The organism is Flavobacterium sp. LM4, from assembly GCF_002017935.1.
GTDB classification, from domain to species: Bacteria; Bacteroidota; Bacteroidia; order Flavobacteriales; family Flavobacteriaceae; genus Flavobacterium; species Flavobacterium chungangense.
The window spans coordinates 48,324-65,460 of the sequence record NZ_MUFW01000002.1; the positions used below are offsets into that span (position 1 = coordinate 48,324).

The window sequence follows — 17,137 nt, forward strand, 5'->3', positions numbered from 1 at the left end:
TTTTATAAAAATTATTTATCTTTCAAAAATTTGACGCTCTTAAATAAATTTAAAAGCAACACAATTCCAACTAAAGCAGCGAACTGCTTAATAATATTGATTGAATGACTTTTAGTCGCAAAAAAGGTATCAACTCCAAGTAAAGTTGATAACTTTTTTGCACGTAAAAGCTAAGGCGGTTTTTGCATTCAAGTTCTTTGCCGAATCTTTTTCTATTTTCAAAGTTTTGGTGTAAATTTACACCAAGCCGATTTTTATAATTATGACACGACAAAGTATATCATTAACTGCTCCGAATGAAGAATGGTTAAAGATCAGGTTAATGCAGAAGAGTTTAGCAATAAAAAGTGATGCCATTAACTTTTTAATAAAAAAAGCACGTTTACAAGAAGAGTTTTATGACTTTGTAAGGGCTAAAATAGATAAGGGAGAAAAAAGCGGCTTTGTAAAAAAACAAACCAGAGAAGAAATGTTAGCGGAATTTAAAACGGATTTGGGAGATGTAAAGCTAATATTTAAGTAGCGAGGCCAAAGAAGATTTAAAAAGAATTTATTAGTATGGTGCCGGTAAGTTTGGAATGGATCAGGCCGATCACTATTTCAATATGTTTTACGATTGTTTTGACAAAATAGAGCAAAATCCATTTTTATTTCCATCTGCCGACCACATCAAAAAAGGATATCGTTATTGTGTTTTGCGTTGGCGATACTATTTACTACCGAATAAATGGAGATGAGCGAATAGAGATTATTACCATTATTGGGAGGCAAGACTTTTAGATCTGGTGTTGTTATCTTTTTACAACAAAAAGCCAAGGAATTTTCAAAAGACTTTCCATCTGAAAAGCATCTAAATTTAAAGATATCAATAATAAAAAATATTGATATCTTTACAATCAAATTATCCAGAATAATATCACTGAATATCAATTAGTTAAATATCAAAAAAGCGACAATTAAAGTTCGGGTGCAGAATCGGTGCACTTAGGTTTAAGACATCATAAAAACGTAGCATAGATGCGGGTTTGAGCGGTAAAGTTCGAATCTTGCTCTCCCCACAAAAAGGGTAAAACCTGTAAATCCTAAGATTTACAGGTTTTTTTTGTTTTATACAGTTTTTCAAATTTTTTAAAACTGCTCAAAATCTATATGGCAAAATCGTGGCAAAAAATCGATGCCTTAATACATTTTCTGCCACAAAAGCTAAGGCGAATTTTAAAAATAATCGCCAACATAAGTTTTGCGGCAGAAACTTAGTAAACTACTTAATTTGGAAAAGTAGGACCTTTACGAAATCAAGCTATTAGTTTAGGAAAAATTTATGCAACAGATAAAAAACTTTGCTAATTTCAAATAAATATACCATCATAGAACTATCCATACATGTTTTTTATCTCCGACATAACAAATGTACTTTGGGTACTCCCTATGCTTTCAACTGATCCCAATTTATTAAACACAAAATCCTGATAATGCTTCATGTCTTTGGCAGAAACTTTCATTAAAAAATCGTAATCACCTGAAATATTGTAACATTCCACAACTTCTTCTATTTTCATAATATCGCTAACAAACTGATTCCCAATATTACGATCGTGGTGTTTAAGTTTGATATTACAGAAAACAATGAATCCCCTGTTTAATTTTTCTGCATCAAGGAGTGCTATATATTTCTTAATATAACCGCTGTTTTCCAATCTTTTAATACGCTCAAAAACTGGCGATGCCGAAAGATTTACCATCTTTGCCAGTTCTTTTACTGTGTATTTAGAATTATCGTGAAGTATATTTAGTAACTGAAGATCAATATCGTCTATCTGCTCCATAGAATATTTTACTTAAAAAATGTTGAATTAATTTATAAAAAAGAATAATAATCTTCAAATATAACAAAAAACAATACAAAAGCCTTATTTTAATTAAATAGAAGATTTAACGGCCTGTAAAACTTATTTTTGCCGTATAAAAATCTAAAAATAAAAATTAAGAACACATTGAAGAAATTATTAGAAGTATTACGTAAAGCAGGTTTCGACGGTTTCCTGTTAATGATAGGAACCATGATACTGCTGGCCTATTTTTTGCCAAAGCCAGGCTTGGTTAAAGAACCTGTTTCGCTGGAGGATATTGCCAATGTAGGCGTATCGTTTATTTTCTTGTTTTATGGTTTGCGACTGAGTGTTGAGAAACTTAAAGCCGGGCTGGCTAACTGGAAAATGCACATTGTCGTTCAGTTGACAACCTTTTTGTTTTTTCCGCTCATTGTTTTGGCATTTCGTCCGTTGTTTATCGACACTGACTTCGAGTTGCTTTGGTTAGGGGTGTTTTTTCTGGCAGCTTTACCATCCACAGTTTCCTCTTCTGTGGTTATGGTTTCTATCGCCAAAGGCAACATTCCCGCAGCCATTTTTAATGCGAGCATTTCCAGTTTGATTGGAGTAGTCGTTACTCCGCTTTGGGTTGGACTGTTCATAGCTTCTGCAACAGGCCATTTTGATATTAGTGATATTGTCATAAAGTTGATTCTTCAAGTCTTGTTGCCTGTCATTGTTGGCATCTGCCTCAACTCCCGTTTTGGAGCCATTGCTGAAAAATATAAGAAACAGCTCAAATATTTTGATCAGGCAGTCATTCTTACCATCATTTATACGTCGTTTTGTAAGTCATTTTCCGAACATCTTTTCGAAGGTTTCACTGCCCTTGAACTTGTTGGACTCGCCACAGGGATGATGGTTTTGTTTTTTGCAGTATTCCTTTGTGTGGGACTAGTCAGTCGTTTGCTTGGTTTTTCAGATGAAGATCGTATTACTGTCTTATTTTGCGGATCTAAAAAGTCTTTGGTACACGGCACCGTTATGTCAAAAGTACTCTTTCAGCACAGTACCATTACCGGCATCGTATTGTTGCCGCTTATGATTTATCACGCCTTGCAATTGATTGCCGCTAGTATCATTGCTCAAGGTATGGCTCGACGAAAAGAAGTATAATTTAGTTTTTTATAGCTTAATTCTAAAAAGGACAGCCTTTTGTGAGTTATACTGCGTGAGGGCAATGTCATTAAGTTAAGGGGAAAAAGAAAAAATAGCACGCAGATTCATCAGATTTTCACTCGTTTTTCTGCATAAATCTGCGAAATCTGCGTGAAAACAAAAAGAGCAATTACTTAACTTAATGACATTGTGCGTGAGGGATAGCAGTGGAGCTCTTTTTTTGCTGGGCATTTTTCTTGCCCAGCAAAAAAAAGCGGGAACGTATAGCCCGACCCGAGGCTTTTTCTGCCGAGGGACACGCCCAAATCAAATGCTGTAAATTTTGGAATATAGTATTGAAACTACATCCCAAATTCTTTGCGTATAATTGCTGCTCCTGCGCTTAAAGCATTTAACTTACCTCTAGCTACGTTTCGAGCTAACGGAGCCATACCGCAGTTTGTAGAAGGGTAAAGATTTTCAATATTTACAAACTCCAGCGCTTTGCGTAGTGTATCAGCTACTTCTTCGGGTGTTTCAATAGTGTTGGTTGCCACATCAATGGCACCGACCATTACTTTTTTACCACGAACAAGTTCCATTAAATTATAAGGTACATTTGAGTTATGACATTCTAATGACACAATATCAATTTTAGATTTTTGAATTTTCGGAAAAATTTCTTCGTATTGACGCCACTCTGAACCCAAGGTCTTTTTCCAATCAGTATTGGCTTGTATTCCGTAACCGTAACAAATATGTATAGCAGTTTCGCACTTTAAACCTTCAATGGCTCTTTCTAATACTGCCATTCCCCAATCGTTTACTTCATTAAAGAATACATTAAATGCTGGTTCATCAAATTGGATAATATCTACCCCTGCATCTTGAAGTTCTCTTGCTTCTTCATTGAGTGCTTTTGCAAATTCCCACGCTAATTTTTCTCGGCTTTTGTAATGGTCATCGTATAAGGTATCTACCATTGTCATTGGGCCAGGCAATGCCCATTTTATAGGTTTGTTAGTCTGTTTACGTAAAAATTTTGCATCCTCAACAAAAACTGATTGCTGACGAGCCACTTCACCTACAACAACAGGAACACTTGCATCATAACGATCCCGAATTTTTACAATCTTACGATTTTCAAAATCTACACCGCTTAAATGCTCGATAAAAGTCGTCACAAAATGCTGACGTGTTTGCTCACCATCACTAATTATATCAACCCCTGCCAATTGTTGTTCTTGCAAAGAAATGCGCAAAGCATCTTGTTTCCCTTCAAGCAGCTGATCGCCATCTAATTTCCAAGGTGACCAAAGTTTTTCAGGTGGTGCAAGCCAGGCAGGTTTGGGTAAACTTCCAACAATTGAGGTGGGTAATACTAATTTATTCATAGTAAAATAATTTTAATGTGTTGTTATATTAATTAAAGAGCGAAATTGGCAGACCATTGTTCCAGAAGACTTTTGTAAGGGGTAATGAAATGCTCTTCAGCATATTTACCCTGTTCAACTGCCAATTGGCTGCGCTCTTCGCGGTCATAAACCACGCGAGTCAGTGAATAATCTTCGTGTTTAAGACTAGGTTGATAGATTTTTCCAGCCACTGAATTTGCATTGTAAATTTCAGGGCGATAAATTTTCTGGAAAGTCTCCATCGTGCTGATGGAGCTGATTAGTCCAAGATCCGTATAATCAGCAAGTAGATCTCCGGAATGATAAAAAGCCATCGGAGCCACACTGTTCGGAGGCATAAAAAAACGAACTTTTAAGCCCATTTTTGAGAAATATTCATCAGTGATAGAATACTGATCCTGTAGATACTCAAAACCCAGAACTGGATGCTGATACGCAGTGCGAGTATACCTTTTGTTGCTCGATACACTTAAACAAATGATCGGTGACATCTTAAAGTGCTCTTTATAAGTGGCTGAATTCACAAAGCACTTATAAAGTTTTCCGTGCAAATCACCAAAATTTTCAGGAATACAAAAATTAGATTTATTTTTATTGTGCTCGATCAATAAAATACTGAAATCATAATCACGAACATAAGAAGAAAAATTATTTCCGGCAATACCTTCGATACGCTGGTTAGTCTTACGGTCAAATATATTTGTTTTTAAAACTTCAATCATCGGCACCTTGTCAATTATATTCTTATCATCAATATGCATCGTTACTGTGATGATTTCAAGTTCTACAAGGTAACGATCTGCTTTTGGGTTATCCAAATAAGCCAAGGCATTGAATCGATTGTTAATCATGTTTATGGCGTTACGTAAGTTTTGTTGGCGATTAGCTCCTCTAGCCAAGTTTGCAAAATTGGTTGTCAGACGAGTTTGACTTGCTGGGTGATAGTTTTCATCTAAACAAGTGCTCTTTAGCGTGAATGTAAAATAATTTTTGATTGCATTCTGTGTGTTTTCAATATCTTGCTTTTCGTTTAATATTGTATCTTCTTGTATGTTCGCTTTCATTTGATGAGGATATTTAGTTTTTTTACCTTGCAAATTTCAAAATAAAAGATGGATAATTTTAATTTAGAATTTAAATCAGATGATTATTCCTTTTTAGTGTATTTTTAAAGATTATTTGTCTTTTTAATAATGTAATAATAAAAAAAAACAGATAATTTTTCTTTAAAGAACTTAAATATGATTTATTTGGAGTTGCATAAAGTAGTGGATTTGATACCTTTTTTGCGACTTAAAGTGTAGGTTTAAAAAAATAAAAATGCAGGAAATATTAGGTTTTCAAGCTTAAGGTTAGAATCCTGCTCTCCCCACAAAAAGGGTAAAAAAAGTAAAAAGTCATTTTTTCAATCTCTTCAAAAACCCGAAAAAAAAAACGTGGTAAAACTTGTAAAATCCTAGGATTCGCAGTTTTTTTGTTTTAAAACACTTTTCAATTTTTTCAAAACTTCTCAAAGTTAAAGGTGCGAAATCGGGCATACTCCTGCATTTTTCCAATTGTGCACCAGAAAACGCAAAAAAACACCTGTAAAATAAAAGGTTAACGAGATTAATAACTTGTTTCTTTACGCTAAAATTCTATATTTATTAATCTAAAAAATTGAATTATGTTATAGCAGATTTGGGTTATTTTTCTTTTTGAAAATGCCCCGTGCTGAAAGTAAAAATTAGAAACGTTTATCTTAGAATTATCGTAGATGGTATTCGAAAGGAAACATCCACCAAACGTTTATGTGACATTGTACGATGGGATTCAAAAACAGAAAGAACTATTGGAAATAAAGAAGATGCCAGATCTTTAAACTTTTTTCTGGATTAACTGATTCTAAGAATTGATGAATACAAGACGGAATATGTACAACAGAAAGCTATTAACTGCTCAAAAAGTTATAGATTACGTATTGGGAAAGAGGGGTTTGATTCAAGCTTATTTTACTCCTTCTTAGAAATATTCTTCTCCGAAATAAAAAAAATATCTTTAAACGGATTCATTAAAGCTTTTGTCCAGTGGAGAGTGAATACTTTTTTGAGAATGAGAATAAAACCGGTGAAAGAATTTGGTTTCTGTATGTAAAGGTTTGCTCCATCATTAAAAGTATCTTCAATATCTTTAGGGTGATTGGAAGTGGAGAGCATAACAGCAGGAATTTCATTTAGTTCCTGATCACTCTTTATTTCTGCCAGTGCTTCCTTACCTCCTTTAACAGGCATATTTATATCTATGAAAACAATATCAGGTTTTGGTTCTGACCCATCTTTTAATTTGTTAACCAGTTCCTGACCGTTGTCTACTGTAATAACTTCAGAAGGGACTTTTGTGGCATCAAGTGCTTCCTTAAATAACTCTTGGTCATCTTTATCATCATCAGCCAATAAAACTATTATGGGTTCGATATCTTTTAAGTCGCTTGAAGTTCCGACTGGGTCTTCAGAATTTATCATGTTGATTGGGATTTACAATTTCAAAATTACTATAAAAATGCTTACTAAATGTTCAATATTCATTTTTAAACATTTTTATTTACTGTCTGCTATATAATTTCTTTTACTGATCAAATACAATATTCATCGTACAGATAAAAGCACAATAGAGAGTGTACTATATTCCAATTGTTGTCTAAAATGTTCAATGTTCAATTATCTAATTTGGAAAACTGCTTTTATTTGTGCAGACACTTTCTATTTAAAATATTTTACATTTGTTATTCACTTCAGTTTAAAGGAATGGTAAAAATTGAGTAAAAAACAAATTTTAAGTGGAGACCTTTTCTTCCGGAAAAAAAAAGTTTTGCTGATATTGTGTTCATCTTAGCAAATTGAGATTTTGAAAAGTTAATAAAATCATAATTAAAATTTTATTACTCTATTTCCAATAATTAAAAGGATACATTTGAACAAATTAAATATTTTAAGATGCAAGAAGGTACAGTAAAATTTTTCAATGAAGAAAAAGGTTTTGGATTTATAACACCTAATGATGGTGGTAACGAAATCTTTGTTCATGTTTCAGGTCTATCAGAAAACGTTCGTCAAAACGATTCAGTACGATATGACATACAAGAAGGCCAAAAAGGTCCAAATGCAGTAAACGTAATCGTAGCATAATATATATCATAGGATAAGTTTGAAATAAAAAAAGCACCTGTTAGACAGGTGCTTTTTTTATTTCAAACTTATAAAAATTACAAATCTATTTTACTTATAAATAATAGTTTAGAAAAAAAATTAAAGAAATAAAACAAAAGTTTTTCAATCTTTTCAAAGTCCTTAAAGTTTTGCTAAACCACTAAAGTTTTTCGATTTACAGGTTTTTTATGCTATTGGCTTGTGTTAACAAATCAACAGCAATCGATATTCCCCTTCATTTTCTAATGGCGCTCTATGAATACAAGGTAGTACTTTTTGTTTAGGATGATCCACTGCCAGACGCCATAAATGCATTAACCCTAAATTAATAGGTTTTACATCAGCATGTATCTGATAATGTAAATCAAAGTAATTCTCCTTCAGAAAGTTTTCGAATTCTTCTGATGGACCATTATGCAGCTCTTTTAGCTTTGCCCGGATTTCTGGAATTAGAATTTTTTGCTCAGCCTGTGAATTAGATACTATATCACTCGCTGCTCCATGATAGGTACATAAAAAAGTATCTGTTGCAATAGGCGAGCGATCAACATGAAACGAATACACATCAGTAGATATGAAATCAAATTCATCATCTCGCTCATAACACTTTATTAAATTAAGAGAAGGCGAAGCTCCAAAATCAGTTAATACTTGTAAATCATTTAAGATTATTTCCCTTGCTATATTTCCCTTTTCTGATAGTTGGAGTGCAATTAAATCATGAGCATAAACTTCTGTTACATTTTCTTTTACAGATAGTTGTGTTACGATTTCGTTAAAATCGCCGTCTAAATTTCTATACCAGCATAACGCATTTATTTCGCCCTTGAAATCGGTATGCACAAGCTCAGAAAAAGTAGATACCATACCAATTTGGTTGTTTGAAGAAAATGGATTGCTCATGAAATTTTTAATAAAAAATTAGTTATTTGATTCTGCAGTATCTGTCAGAATCAAATATAAGTTTTAAGTAATTTAAAAGTTTAACGGCTAATAATAATTTATAACAAAAAAAATCCCATTTCTAATGAAATGGGATTTTTTAGTGACCTCGACTGGATTCAAACCAGTAACCTTCTGAGCCGTAATCAGATGCGCTATTCAGTTGCGCCACGAGGCCATTTTTACAGTGTTTTGCTTAACTATATTAGCTTTAGTTGAACGCTGTTTGCGGGTGCAAATATAGGAATAAATGTGAGATGTACAAACAAAAAACAACATAAAAACAAAAAAAAATGAAGATTAGAAATTATATGCTTGATATTCAGAACTTTTTGCAAAAGCTGTATTTATAAGCATCTTTATAAATTTATCACATATTAAATAAAATAGTAAGAAGTGACAAACATTCACATAAAATTTTATGATGATACTTTCTATTTCGGGTCAAAATCAACTATCCATTCAATACCGAATTTGTCTCTAAACATTCCAAAATTTGAATTCCAAGGCACTTCAATTTTTCCCCCTTCTGAGAGTCCGTTAAATAATTTGTCAGCTTCTTCTAGACTTTCTGCACTAATGGCTATTTTTGACCTGTTTTCATTTTCATTTACTTGTCCCATACTTTCCGGAATGTCATTGCCTATTAAAAGGTTTTTGCCAATAGGCAAAGCAATGTGCATTATCTTATTTGCTTCATTCTCTGGAATTGGATATTCAGGGCTTGATATATCTTTGAATCGTATAACCTTTGCGAACTCTCCGCCAAATACCGATTTGTAAAAACTAAATGCTTCTTCGGCATTTCCGTTGAAGTTAATGTGTGGATTGATAAGCGCCATGATTTATATTTTGTAGGTTGTTTTTTTCTCAGTTGCCGTATAAAATGACATCTAATTTTCTTCAATTTCATCGAGTTGATTACTAAATTAAGTGCTATTTTTGGATTTGACAAATTCTTTAAAGCCAAACCAATTTTGCATAAGCCAATTGCCTCTCAATTGTATTAGCAGTTATATACCGTTATTCTAAAAATGTCTTTCGAATTCTTTCGAATTAAGAATAAGTAAAACCCAGATGTTTTTTAGTAGCCTGAATCAGGTTTAAACATTACAACACCTTCAAATAAATAAACATTCGCAGATCTTTATATAAGAATCTTTGAAAAATAAATAGATTAAAATCTTGAATTAAAGGTTTTTATTTCCCATTTGCTCTTTCCCTCGTTTAATGTTGCACACAATATTTTACTTCTGTCAGTACGCACATTTACAAGACCATAGACAATTCCATCAACCACTCTCAGCCTGGAGATTACTGATTCCTTACTTTTTTCTTTAAGTCCGCTATAAACCTATAAATATATTTTACAGCACGTATAAATACTCATTTTTAGATACTTATGATTTATTAATACAATTTTTAGGACTAGAAATCCTAAATCAGACTTTAGATGATATTAGTAAAAATAATATAACATATAAATCCAGAATCAGCTATAGGGATCGTATTTGAAATCAGATTTACTAAATGCAATCTGATAATCTATAGAATTTAAATTATAACATTATATTCGCCTTTTAAAGTAATTCTAGATACATGACTTAAATCATGTCTAACAAATGATTATGGATATAGTTAAAAATAAAAATACCTATTTGTGTTTTATTTTCATTTCTTTCTTGTGCATAACGAACTTAGATGCGCAAAATCTTTTTTTTGAAAAAATAACCTCAAAGGAATTAAATCCCGTAACACAAATACACGGAATCGCAAAAGACTCTGTGGGCTATATCTGGATAGGAAGCTGGAATGGATCTTACAGGTACGACGGTAAAACATTTGACTTTTATTATCACAATCCAAACGATAAAACATCACTCCCTAATAATCGGATACGAAATATTATTTCTGATAAAAAAACAGGGCTTTGGTTTTTAACCTTTGACAATAGATATGCAAAATTTAACTACAAACTAAATTCTTTTAAACTTGTCAATTCTGCTGATGTTCCCAAATCTGTAGTCAAAGACCTTGGAAGCAATTCCAATACACTAAACAAAAATAAGATTATAGACGGAAAAAGATATTTTTTATCCTCTCACCTCTTTACTTCGTATGAACTGAATTCGGGTAAAGAATATCAGTATACAGCCAACATCAACAATCCCGGACAGTTGCTGGATGACTATATAACCGATTTTTTTATTGATGATCAGAATATTATTTGGCTTGGAACCAGAAGCGGGGATATTTATAAAGCAAACCCCAACCGCAATCCTTTTGAACTGCATTACAGTTTTAGAAAGGGAAGCGACAATAAAAAGCTGGCAACAGTAAGAGCGGTAACAAAATCTAAAGATAAAATCTGGTTAGGCACAGACGAAAGTATTCTGATTTACAAAAACAACAAACTGGATTCTAGCGACCCTTTTTATAAATCCAACAGCAGTATTAAGAATGTACGCAGTTTATTGAGGGACAATAAAGGGCGAATCTGGATTGGAGGAATCACCGGACTCGAATGCTATGATCCGAAAACCAACCAGTGTAGATCTGTAATAAATAAAGTGTTGGCACCAAAGTTAGAAACCTGGTCGATATTTACTTTAGAATCTGCCGGCTCAGATTACTTGTGGGTGGGGCTTTATAAAGGAATAGCACGTGTGAATCTAATCGATGACAGCATCCAATTTTTTGATTTGTCGAAAGAAATTAACGAACACAGTGTTATGGATATTTTATCTTTCAGTAATCGTGAACTCTGGCTGGCAACTGAGGGTAATGGTATTGTTCGTGTAAAATTAGACAGTAAAGGCATGGTACATAATGCAGTTCGGTTAAATTCATTTCAGAAAAATTCCATGTACAATACTTCCGATAATATCATATTTGCATTGCACAAGGATAAACGTGGAAATATCTGGTCCGGTTCCAGCGAAGGTTTAAATAAAATAACTCCCTCTGCCAACCCAATGCGAATTGAAAAAATACAGCTTCTTTCGGAAAACCCAAATTCATACATATCTTCTATAACCGATGACAGTCAGGGTAATCTTTGGGTCGCCCATAAACAAGGAATCTCTATGATCGATATTGTTTCCAATAAAGTTTCAAATTACCAGAAAGAAGACCGATTTGGTTTATGGACATTTTCAGAGCGGGCTGTATATAAAGATATTTCAGAACAAAAAATATATTTTGGCGACAAAAATGGATATCTCTCTTTTAATCCGGATGAAATCAAAACGATAGTATCTGATAGTAAACTTGTTTTTAAATCCTTGTACTTAGCCAATGAAAAAATGAGTCCGATGAAATTCTTTAATGGGAAAAAAGTACTTTCAAAAGATCTTTCCCAAACTAAAGAAATCCAGCTCGATTCCGATAACCGGAGTTTCACTATTGAATTGGCTTCTTTAAATTACAGTATAACAAATAAAGAAGTCTTCGAATATATGCTCGAAGGTTATGATGAAAAATGGATTAAAACCAGTTCAAGCAAGACAATTTACAACATGATACCTCCAGGCAGCTATATTTTTAAAGCCAGAATAATTTCTCTGAATGATGCCAGATCTCCATTACAGACAATGGAAGTAAATATTAGTGGGCCATGGTATGATACACTATTGGCCAAAGTGCTGTTTTTACTACTAATAATTGGTTCTGCTTACTGGGTTTTTAAAGAAATTTTATACAGAGAACGTCTGAAAAACGAAATCAGGTTAGTACGATTAAATACTGAGAGACAGGAAGAATTAAACCGTGAAAAATTAAAGTTCTTCACCAATATATCCCACGATTTAAAAACACCGCTCACACTGATTGCGGATCCTATAAAACAGTTAGAAAACAAAAAATTATCGACTAATGAAAAAACGCTGTATTTTTCGATAATAAACAGAAATCTAAATTACCTGACCAGACTTATACAGCAAATTTTAGATTTCAGGAAATCAGAAATTGGAAAATTAAAATTAAATACAAGCACTCAGGATTTTAATGTGTTTATCGAAGAATGTTACAATACCTTCAAATATATAGCAGATAAACGCAATATCGATTTTAAACTTGAAGTCGGAAAAACATCACTGAATTGTCATTTAGATTTTGAAAAAACAGATCAGATTCTGATTAATATAATTTCTAATGCACTAAAATATACCCCTGACGGAGGTGTCGTTTTACTTTCAGCTCATTTAAATAATACCGGAAATGTATTAAATATTACTGTGCAGGACAATGGAATCGGTATTGAAGCAAAAGAATTAGAAAAAATATTCGAACCCTTCAATAATTCAGGCCCTACTCCTTTTCACGGATATTCTTCCGGAATAGGCTTATCGTTAACCAGAAGCCTTGTAGAATTTTTGAATGGAACAATTACTATTGAAAGCATTGTGAAAAAAGGGACAACTGTTATTATTTCATTGCCTTTTATTACCTCATCGGATACACCTGTTATTCAAAATAAAGAAATATTAATTGAAACATTAGAACAGAAATCAGTTGATACTTTACCTGTTGTTGCGGATGAAATTACTAAACCCACAGTACTTGTTGTTGAGGACAATCCCGACGTTCAGGCTTATTTAAACAATGAATTATCAAATGAATATAATCTCATTCAGGAATACAACGGAAAAAAAGGGTTTGAAACAGCCCTACAGACAATACCTGATATTATCATTTCAGATGTTATGATGCCTGAAATGGAAGGAACTCAATTATGTAGCGAACTTAAAATGAACGAAAACACCTGTCACATTCCAATCATTTTATTAACAGCAAAAGGATCTGATGAAAATCAAATTGAGGGTTATGAATTAGGTGCCGAAGCCTACGTCATGAAACCTTTCAGCGTTGAAGTTTTAAAAGCTCAGATTAAAAGTGTTCTGGACAACAGGCTTATTCTGCAAAATAGATTAGCACATATCAACAGTATCAGTCAGCTACAGGTTGAGTCACCAAATCTCGACAAAGCTTTTCTGTCTAAAACGGTTGATCTGATTAGCTCCCATATCGAAGAAACAGATTTTGGTCCTGAAATACTGGCAAATGAACTAAAAATCAGCCAAAGGCAATTATACAGAAAAATAAAGGCTGTCAGCGGCTGTACAGTTCATGAGTTTATTACCAAAGTCAGAATGGATCATTCCGAAAAGCTTCTCCGAAATTCGGATCTCAGTATTTCGCAGATTGCTTATAAAGTTGGTTTTTCAGAAGCCTCTAATTTTTCAAGAACGTTTTCGAAACATTTTGGCTGCAGCCCTTCACAATACGGAAAATAATTAGTGAAGGTAATTTGCTCTATTTCATTTCAAATTTTACACCCAATCAACAACACATTATATATCATATACATATACATATACATATACATATACATAAAAACACTCTCTTATCATACTTTGACATGGCAGAATATGATAGGAATTGGCAATCTTTGATAGCAGAGAAATACAGTTCAAAACTAAATTTGCTAATGCTTCTCACAGGTTTTAGCAGAAGCTTTGAAAGATTACTAACTTAATTAAGAGACCAAAATGAATAGAAAGATTATTTATCCTTTTTTTACATTATTGTTGCTGCTTGCAAACTTTACATTTGCCCAAAAACAAAACCCCGACGGAATTAAATACAATTTCAACTATGACTGGAAGCTTTTTACAGGCGATGATGATCAGGCAAAAAATACAAGTTATAATGATAAAAACTGGTCAAAAGTAAATCTTCCTTACGCCTGGAATCAGGCAGAAGCATTTAAAGTAGATATTACAAGATTGTCTACAGGCATTGCATGGTACCGCAAAACATTCCAGCTTCCGGCAAAATCTAAAAATCAAAAAGTCTTTATCGAATTTGAAGGTGTAAGACAGATGGGAGAAATTTATGTGAACGGAGAATTTGTCGGCAGACATGAAAATGGTGCCATGGCTTTTGGTTTCGATATTACGTCTTTCATGAGGCCTTTTCCTCAGGAAAATGTAATTGCGGTAAAAACGGATAACGACTGGAAATACAAGGAGAAAGCTACACAATCAGGGTTTCAGTGGAACGACAAAAACTTCAATGCTAATTATGGTGGAATTCCCAAAAATGTTTTTCTGCATATAAAATCAAAAGTATATCAAACCCTGCCTCTGTTTTCTGGTTTAGGTACAACAGGAACTTACGTATATGTATCTGATATTGATATTGCAAATAAGAAAGCGTTGATTAATGTTTCGTCACAAGTTAAGAATGAAGAAAAATTGGCTGTGAATGCACAACTAAAAATTAGTGTTACAGACATGGACGGAAAAGTCGTTGCTGTTTTTTCGGGAGAAAATGTTCCAATAGCTCCTAATGAAATAAAAGACCTGAAAGCTTCCAAAATCGTGAATGACCTGAATTTCTGGAGCTGGGGTTACGGCTATTTATACAATATCAAAAGTGAACTGGTTGTAGACAATAAAGCTGTTGATCAGACCCTAATTCGTACCGGATTTCGAAAAACCAAATTTGAAAAAGGCATGATCTGGCTCAACGATCGTGTAATCATGATGCACGGTTATGCACAGCGAACGAGTAACGAATGGCCGTCATTAGGAATGTCAGTTCCTGCCTGGATGAGCGATTACAGCAACAGCCAGATGATAGAAAGCAATGCTAATCTGGTACGCTGGATGCATATTACGCCATGGAAACAGGATGTAGAATCCTGTGACAGGGTTGGTCTGATTCAGGCAATGCCGGCAGGAGATTCAGAAAAAGATGTTACCGGCAGAAGATGGGAACAGCGTACCGAGTTAATGCGTGATGCGATTATTTATAACCGAAACAATCCTAGTATTTTGTTCTACGAATGTGGAAATGAAAACATCTCTGAAGAGCACATGGCAGAAATGAAGGCAATTAGAGATAAGTACGACCCTAATGGAGGACGTGCTATAGGAAGTAGGGAAATGCTCGACAGCAAAACTGCTGAATATGGCGGAGAAATGCTGTACATCAACAAAAGTGCAAGACTCCCTTTTTGGGCTACAGAATACAGTCGTGATGAAGGTCTTCGTAAATATTGGGATGAATATACCCCGCCTTTTCACAAAGAGGGAACTGGTGGAACAACCCATTCGAATGTTAACGGAACAAAAGTAGCTGATGCGAGTGCCTATAATCACAATCAGGATGCGCATGCCATAGAAAACGTAACACGCTGGTATGATTATTATCGTGAACGTCCCGGAACCGGGACAAGAGTAAGTTCAGGCGGTGTTAATATTATTTTTTCAGACAGTAATACTCATTTCAGAGGGGCTGAAAATTACAGAAGAAGTGGTGAAGTGGATCCAATGAGACTTCCAAAAGATGGTTTTTATGCACATAAAGTAATGTGGGATGGATGGGTAGATATCGAAAATCCTAGTGCTCATATTATGGGTCACTGGAATTACGACAGCCCTGTCACAAAAAAAGTTTCTGTAGTATCATCTGCTGATGCCGTAGAATTGTTTGTCAACAACAAAAGCTTAGGAAAAGGCATTCAGTCTGATCAGTTTTTATTCAGCTTTGAAAACGTAAAGTTTGAGCCCGGAACCATTCGCGCTTTTGGATATGACAGCACTGGCAAAAAAAAATGTGAAACTGAAATTAAAAGCACAGGTAAGCCTGCTGCTATTAAACTAACCGCTATTCAAAGACCGGGAGGAACATTAGCTGATGGTAGTGATGTCGTAATTGTAGAAGTTGAAGTGGCAGATGACAAAGGAAATCGCTGTCCGACAGCTTTGAATATGATTAATTTTGATGTTCAGGGTCAAGGCACATTTATTGGAGGAATCGCTCAGGGACCGGATAATTACATCGGTTCGAAAAATCTTCCTGTTGAATGCGGGGTAAACCGAATTATGGTAAGAGCCGGAGAGAAACAAGGAGAGATTAAAATAAATGCTTCTTCTGAGAATCTTAAAACGGGAACCCTGGTGATTAAAACCATTGCTGTAGATAATGCAAAACTCACGACAGTTATGCCGGATCATCAATTACCGTCTTATACTAAAAAAGGCCCGTCACCAGTCACACCTTCTTTTAAAAAGATAAGAACCCCAATTGCCATAATTGACGCTAAAACTGCTTCGAATCAGGCAGATGCTGCTAAAAGTTATGATGATAATGAATTAACAGAATGGTCAAACAGTAAAGACGGAAGTCCGGTAATTGAATTTGAATTAGAACGTGAAGCCCTAATCAGTCAGGCGGTAATAAAATTTGCAGGATGGAGAAGCAAAAAATACCCAATCCGAATTTATGTAGACAATAAGGAAGTATTCAATGGTACAACACCAACCAGTTTAGGATATGTAACTCTGGAATGCAAGCCAACAAAAGGTAAAAAAGTCAGAATTGAATTAGCTGGCGCCACTAAAGACAGCAACGAAATCAACCTGGTTGAAATTACAGGAAAAGTAGATCAGGCGGGATTAAAATCAGGAGATAAAAAGAACGGCGAATTGCCAATCGTGGAAGCAGAATTTTATGAGCCTCTTGACAAATAAAAAGTCAGGTTTAAAACTCCTAAAAAGATTGTATTTATAGACAAATAATCTATTACAAAAAATGAAGAAGGCTGCCCGCTAAAGAC

12 protein-coding genes and 1 tRNA gene are annotated in these 17,137 nt (G+C 34.1%); 6 read left to right on the forward strand and 7 right to left on the reverse strand.

Annotation, left to right across the window (positions count from 1 at the left end; genetic code table 11):
• Positions 1–322: 322 nt before the first annotated feature.
• Positions 323–523 (forward strand): CopG family transcriptional regulator, encoded by a 201-nt coding sequence (locus BXU10_RS14340; RefSeq protein WP_223255466.1) that lies wholly within the window; start codon positions 323–325, stop codon positions 521–523.
• Positions 524–1,373: 850 nt separating this feature from the next.
• Here BXU10_RS14340 and BXU10_RS14350 read toward each other — a convergent pair.
• Complete coding sequence (locus tag BXU10_RS14350) at positions 1,374–1,826, reverse strand: Lrp/AsnC family transcriptional regulator (RefSeq protein WP_078228029.1); 453 nt, start codon at positions 1,824–1,826, stop codon at positions 1,374–1,376.
• Positions 1,827–1,994: 168 nt separating this feature from the next.
• Between BXU10_RS14350 and BXU10_RS14355 the strand changes: the two genes are divergently transcribed.
• Complete coding sequence (locus BXU10_RS14355) at positions 1,995–2,987, forward strand: bile acid:sodium symporter family protein (protein WP_078228030.1); 993 nt, start codon at positions 1,995–1,997, stop codon at positions 2,985–2,987.
• Between the two features lie 344 nt (positions 2,988–3,331).
• Here BXU10_RS14355 and BXU10_RS14360 read toward each other — a convergent pair whose 3' ends face one another.
• Together BXU10_RS14360 and BXU10_RS14365 are read right to left on the reverse strand one after the other, a co-directional pair.
• Positions 3,332–4,363: a methionine synthase gene (locus BXU10_RS14360; protein ID WP_078228031.1), complete on the reverse strand. Its 1,032-nt coding sequence runs from the start codon at positions 4,361–4,363 to the stop codon at positions 3,332–3,334.
• Between the two features lie 32 nt (positions 4,364–4,395).
• Entirely contained in the window at positions 4,396–5,448 is a 1,053-nt protein-coding gene (locus BXU10_RS14365) for a DUF1852 domain-containing protein (protein WP_078228032.1), read from the reverse strand.
• A gap of 646 nt (positions 5,449–6,094) precedes the next feature.
• On the opposite strand from BXU10_RS14365, the gene BXU10_RS25020 reads away from it, so the two are divergent.
• Positions 6,095–6,262, forward strand: a complete 168-nt coding sequence (locus BXU10_RS25020; protein WP_189328094.1) for a hypothetical protein — start codon at positions 6,095–6,097, stop codon at positions 6,260–6,262.
• Between the two features lie 113 nt (positions 6,263–6,375).
• On the opposite strand, the gene BXU10_RS14370 is transcribed toward BXU10_RS25020, so the two are convergent.
• Positions 6,376–6,885, reverse strand: a complete 510-nt coding sequence (locus tag BXU10_RS14370; protein ID WP_078228033.1) for a response regulator — start codon at positions 6,883–6,885, stop codon at positions 6,376–6,378.
• Between the two features lie 471 nt (positions 6,886–7,356).
• Between BXU10_RS14370 and BXU10_RS14375 the strand changes: the two genes are divergently transcribed.
• Positions 7,357–7,548 carry a cold-shock protein gene (locus tag BXU10_RS14375; protein ID WP_078228034.1) on the forward strand — a complete coding sequence of 64 codons (192 nt, stop codon included), beginning with the start codon at positions 7,357–7,359 and terminating at the stop codon, positions 7,546–7,548.
• Positions 7,549–7,773: 225 nt separating this feature from the next.
• On the opposite strand, the gene BXU10_RS14380 is transcribed toward BXU10_RS14375, so the two are convergent.
• The 3 genes from BXU10_RS14380 to BXU10_RS14390 all read right to left on the reverse strand — a co-directional run bounded on the left by BXU10_RS14380 (position 7,774) and on the right by BXU10_RS14390 (position 9,353).
• On the reverse strand, positions 7,774–8,472 hold the full coding sequence (locus tag BXU10_RS14380) for a DUF1826 domain-containing protein (protein WP_078228035.1): 699 nt from the start codon (positions 8,470–8,472) through the stop codon (positions 7,774–7,776).
• Between the two features lie 143 nt (positions 8,473–8,615).
• Positions 8,616–8,689: transfer RNA gene (locus tag BXU10_RS14385), tRNA-Arg, on the reverse strand.
• Between the two features lie 256 nt (positions 8,690–8,945).
• On the reverse strand, positions 8,946–9,353 hold the full coding sequence (locus tag BXU10_RS14390; protein WP_078228036.1) for a VOC family protein: 408 nt from the start codon (positions 9,351–9,353) through the stop codon (positions 8,946–8,948).
• Between the two features lie 786 nt (positions 9,354–10,139).
• Here BXU10_RS14390 and BXU10_RS14395 point away from each other — a divergent pair.
• Together BXU10_RS14395 and BXU10_RS14400 are read left to right on the forward strand one after the other, a co-directional pair.
• Entirely contained in the window at positions 10,140–13,805 is a 3,666-nt protein-coding gene (locus tag BXU10_RS14395; RefSeq protein ID WP_189328095.1) for a hybrid sensor histidine kinase/response regulator transcription factor, read from the forward strand.
• Between the two features lie 255 nt (positions 13,806–14,060).
• Positions 14,061–17,051 (forward strand): sugar-binding domain-containing protein, encoded by a 2,991-nt coding sequence (locus BXU10_RS14400; protein ID WP_078228038.1) that lies wholly within the window; start codon positions 14,061–14,063, stop codon positions 17,049–17,051.
• The last annotated feature ends 86 nt before the right edge of the window (positions 17,052–17,137 follow it).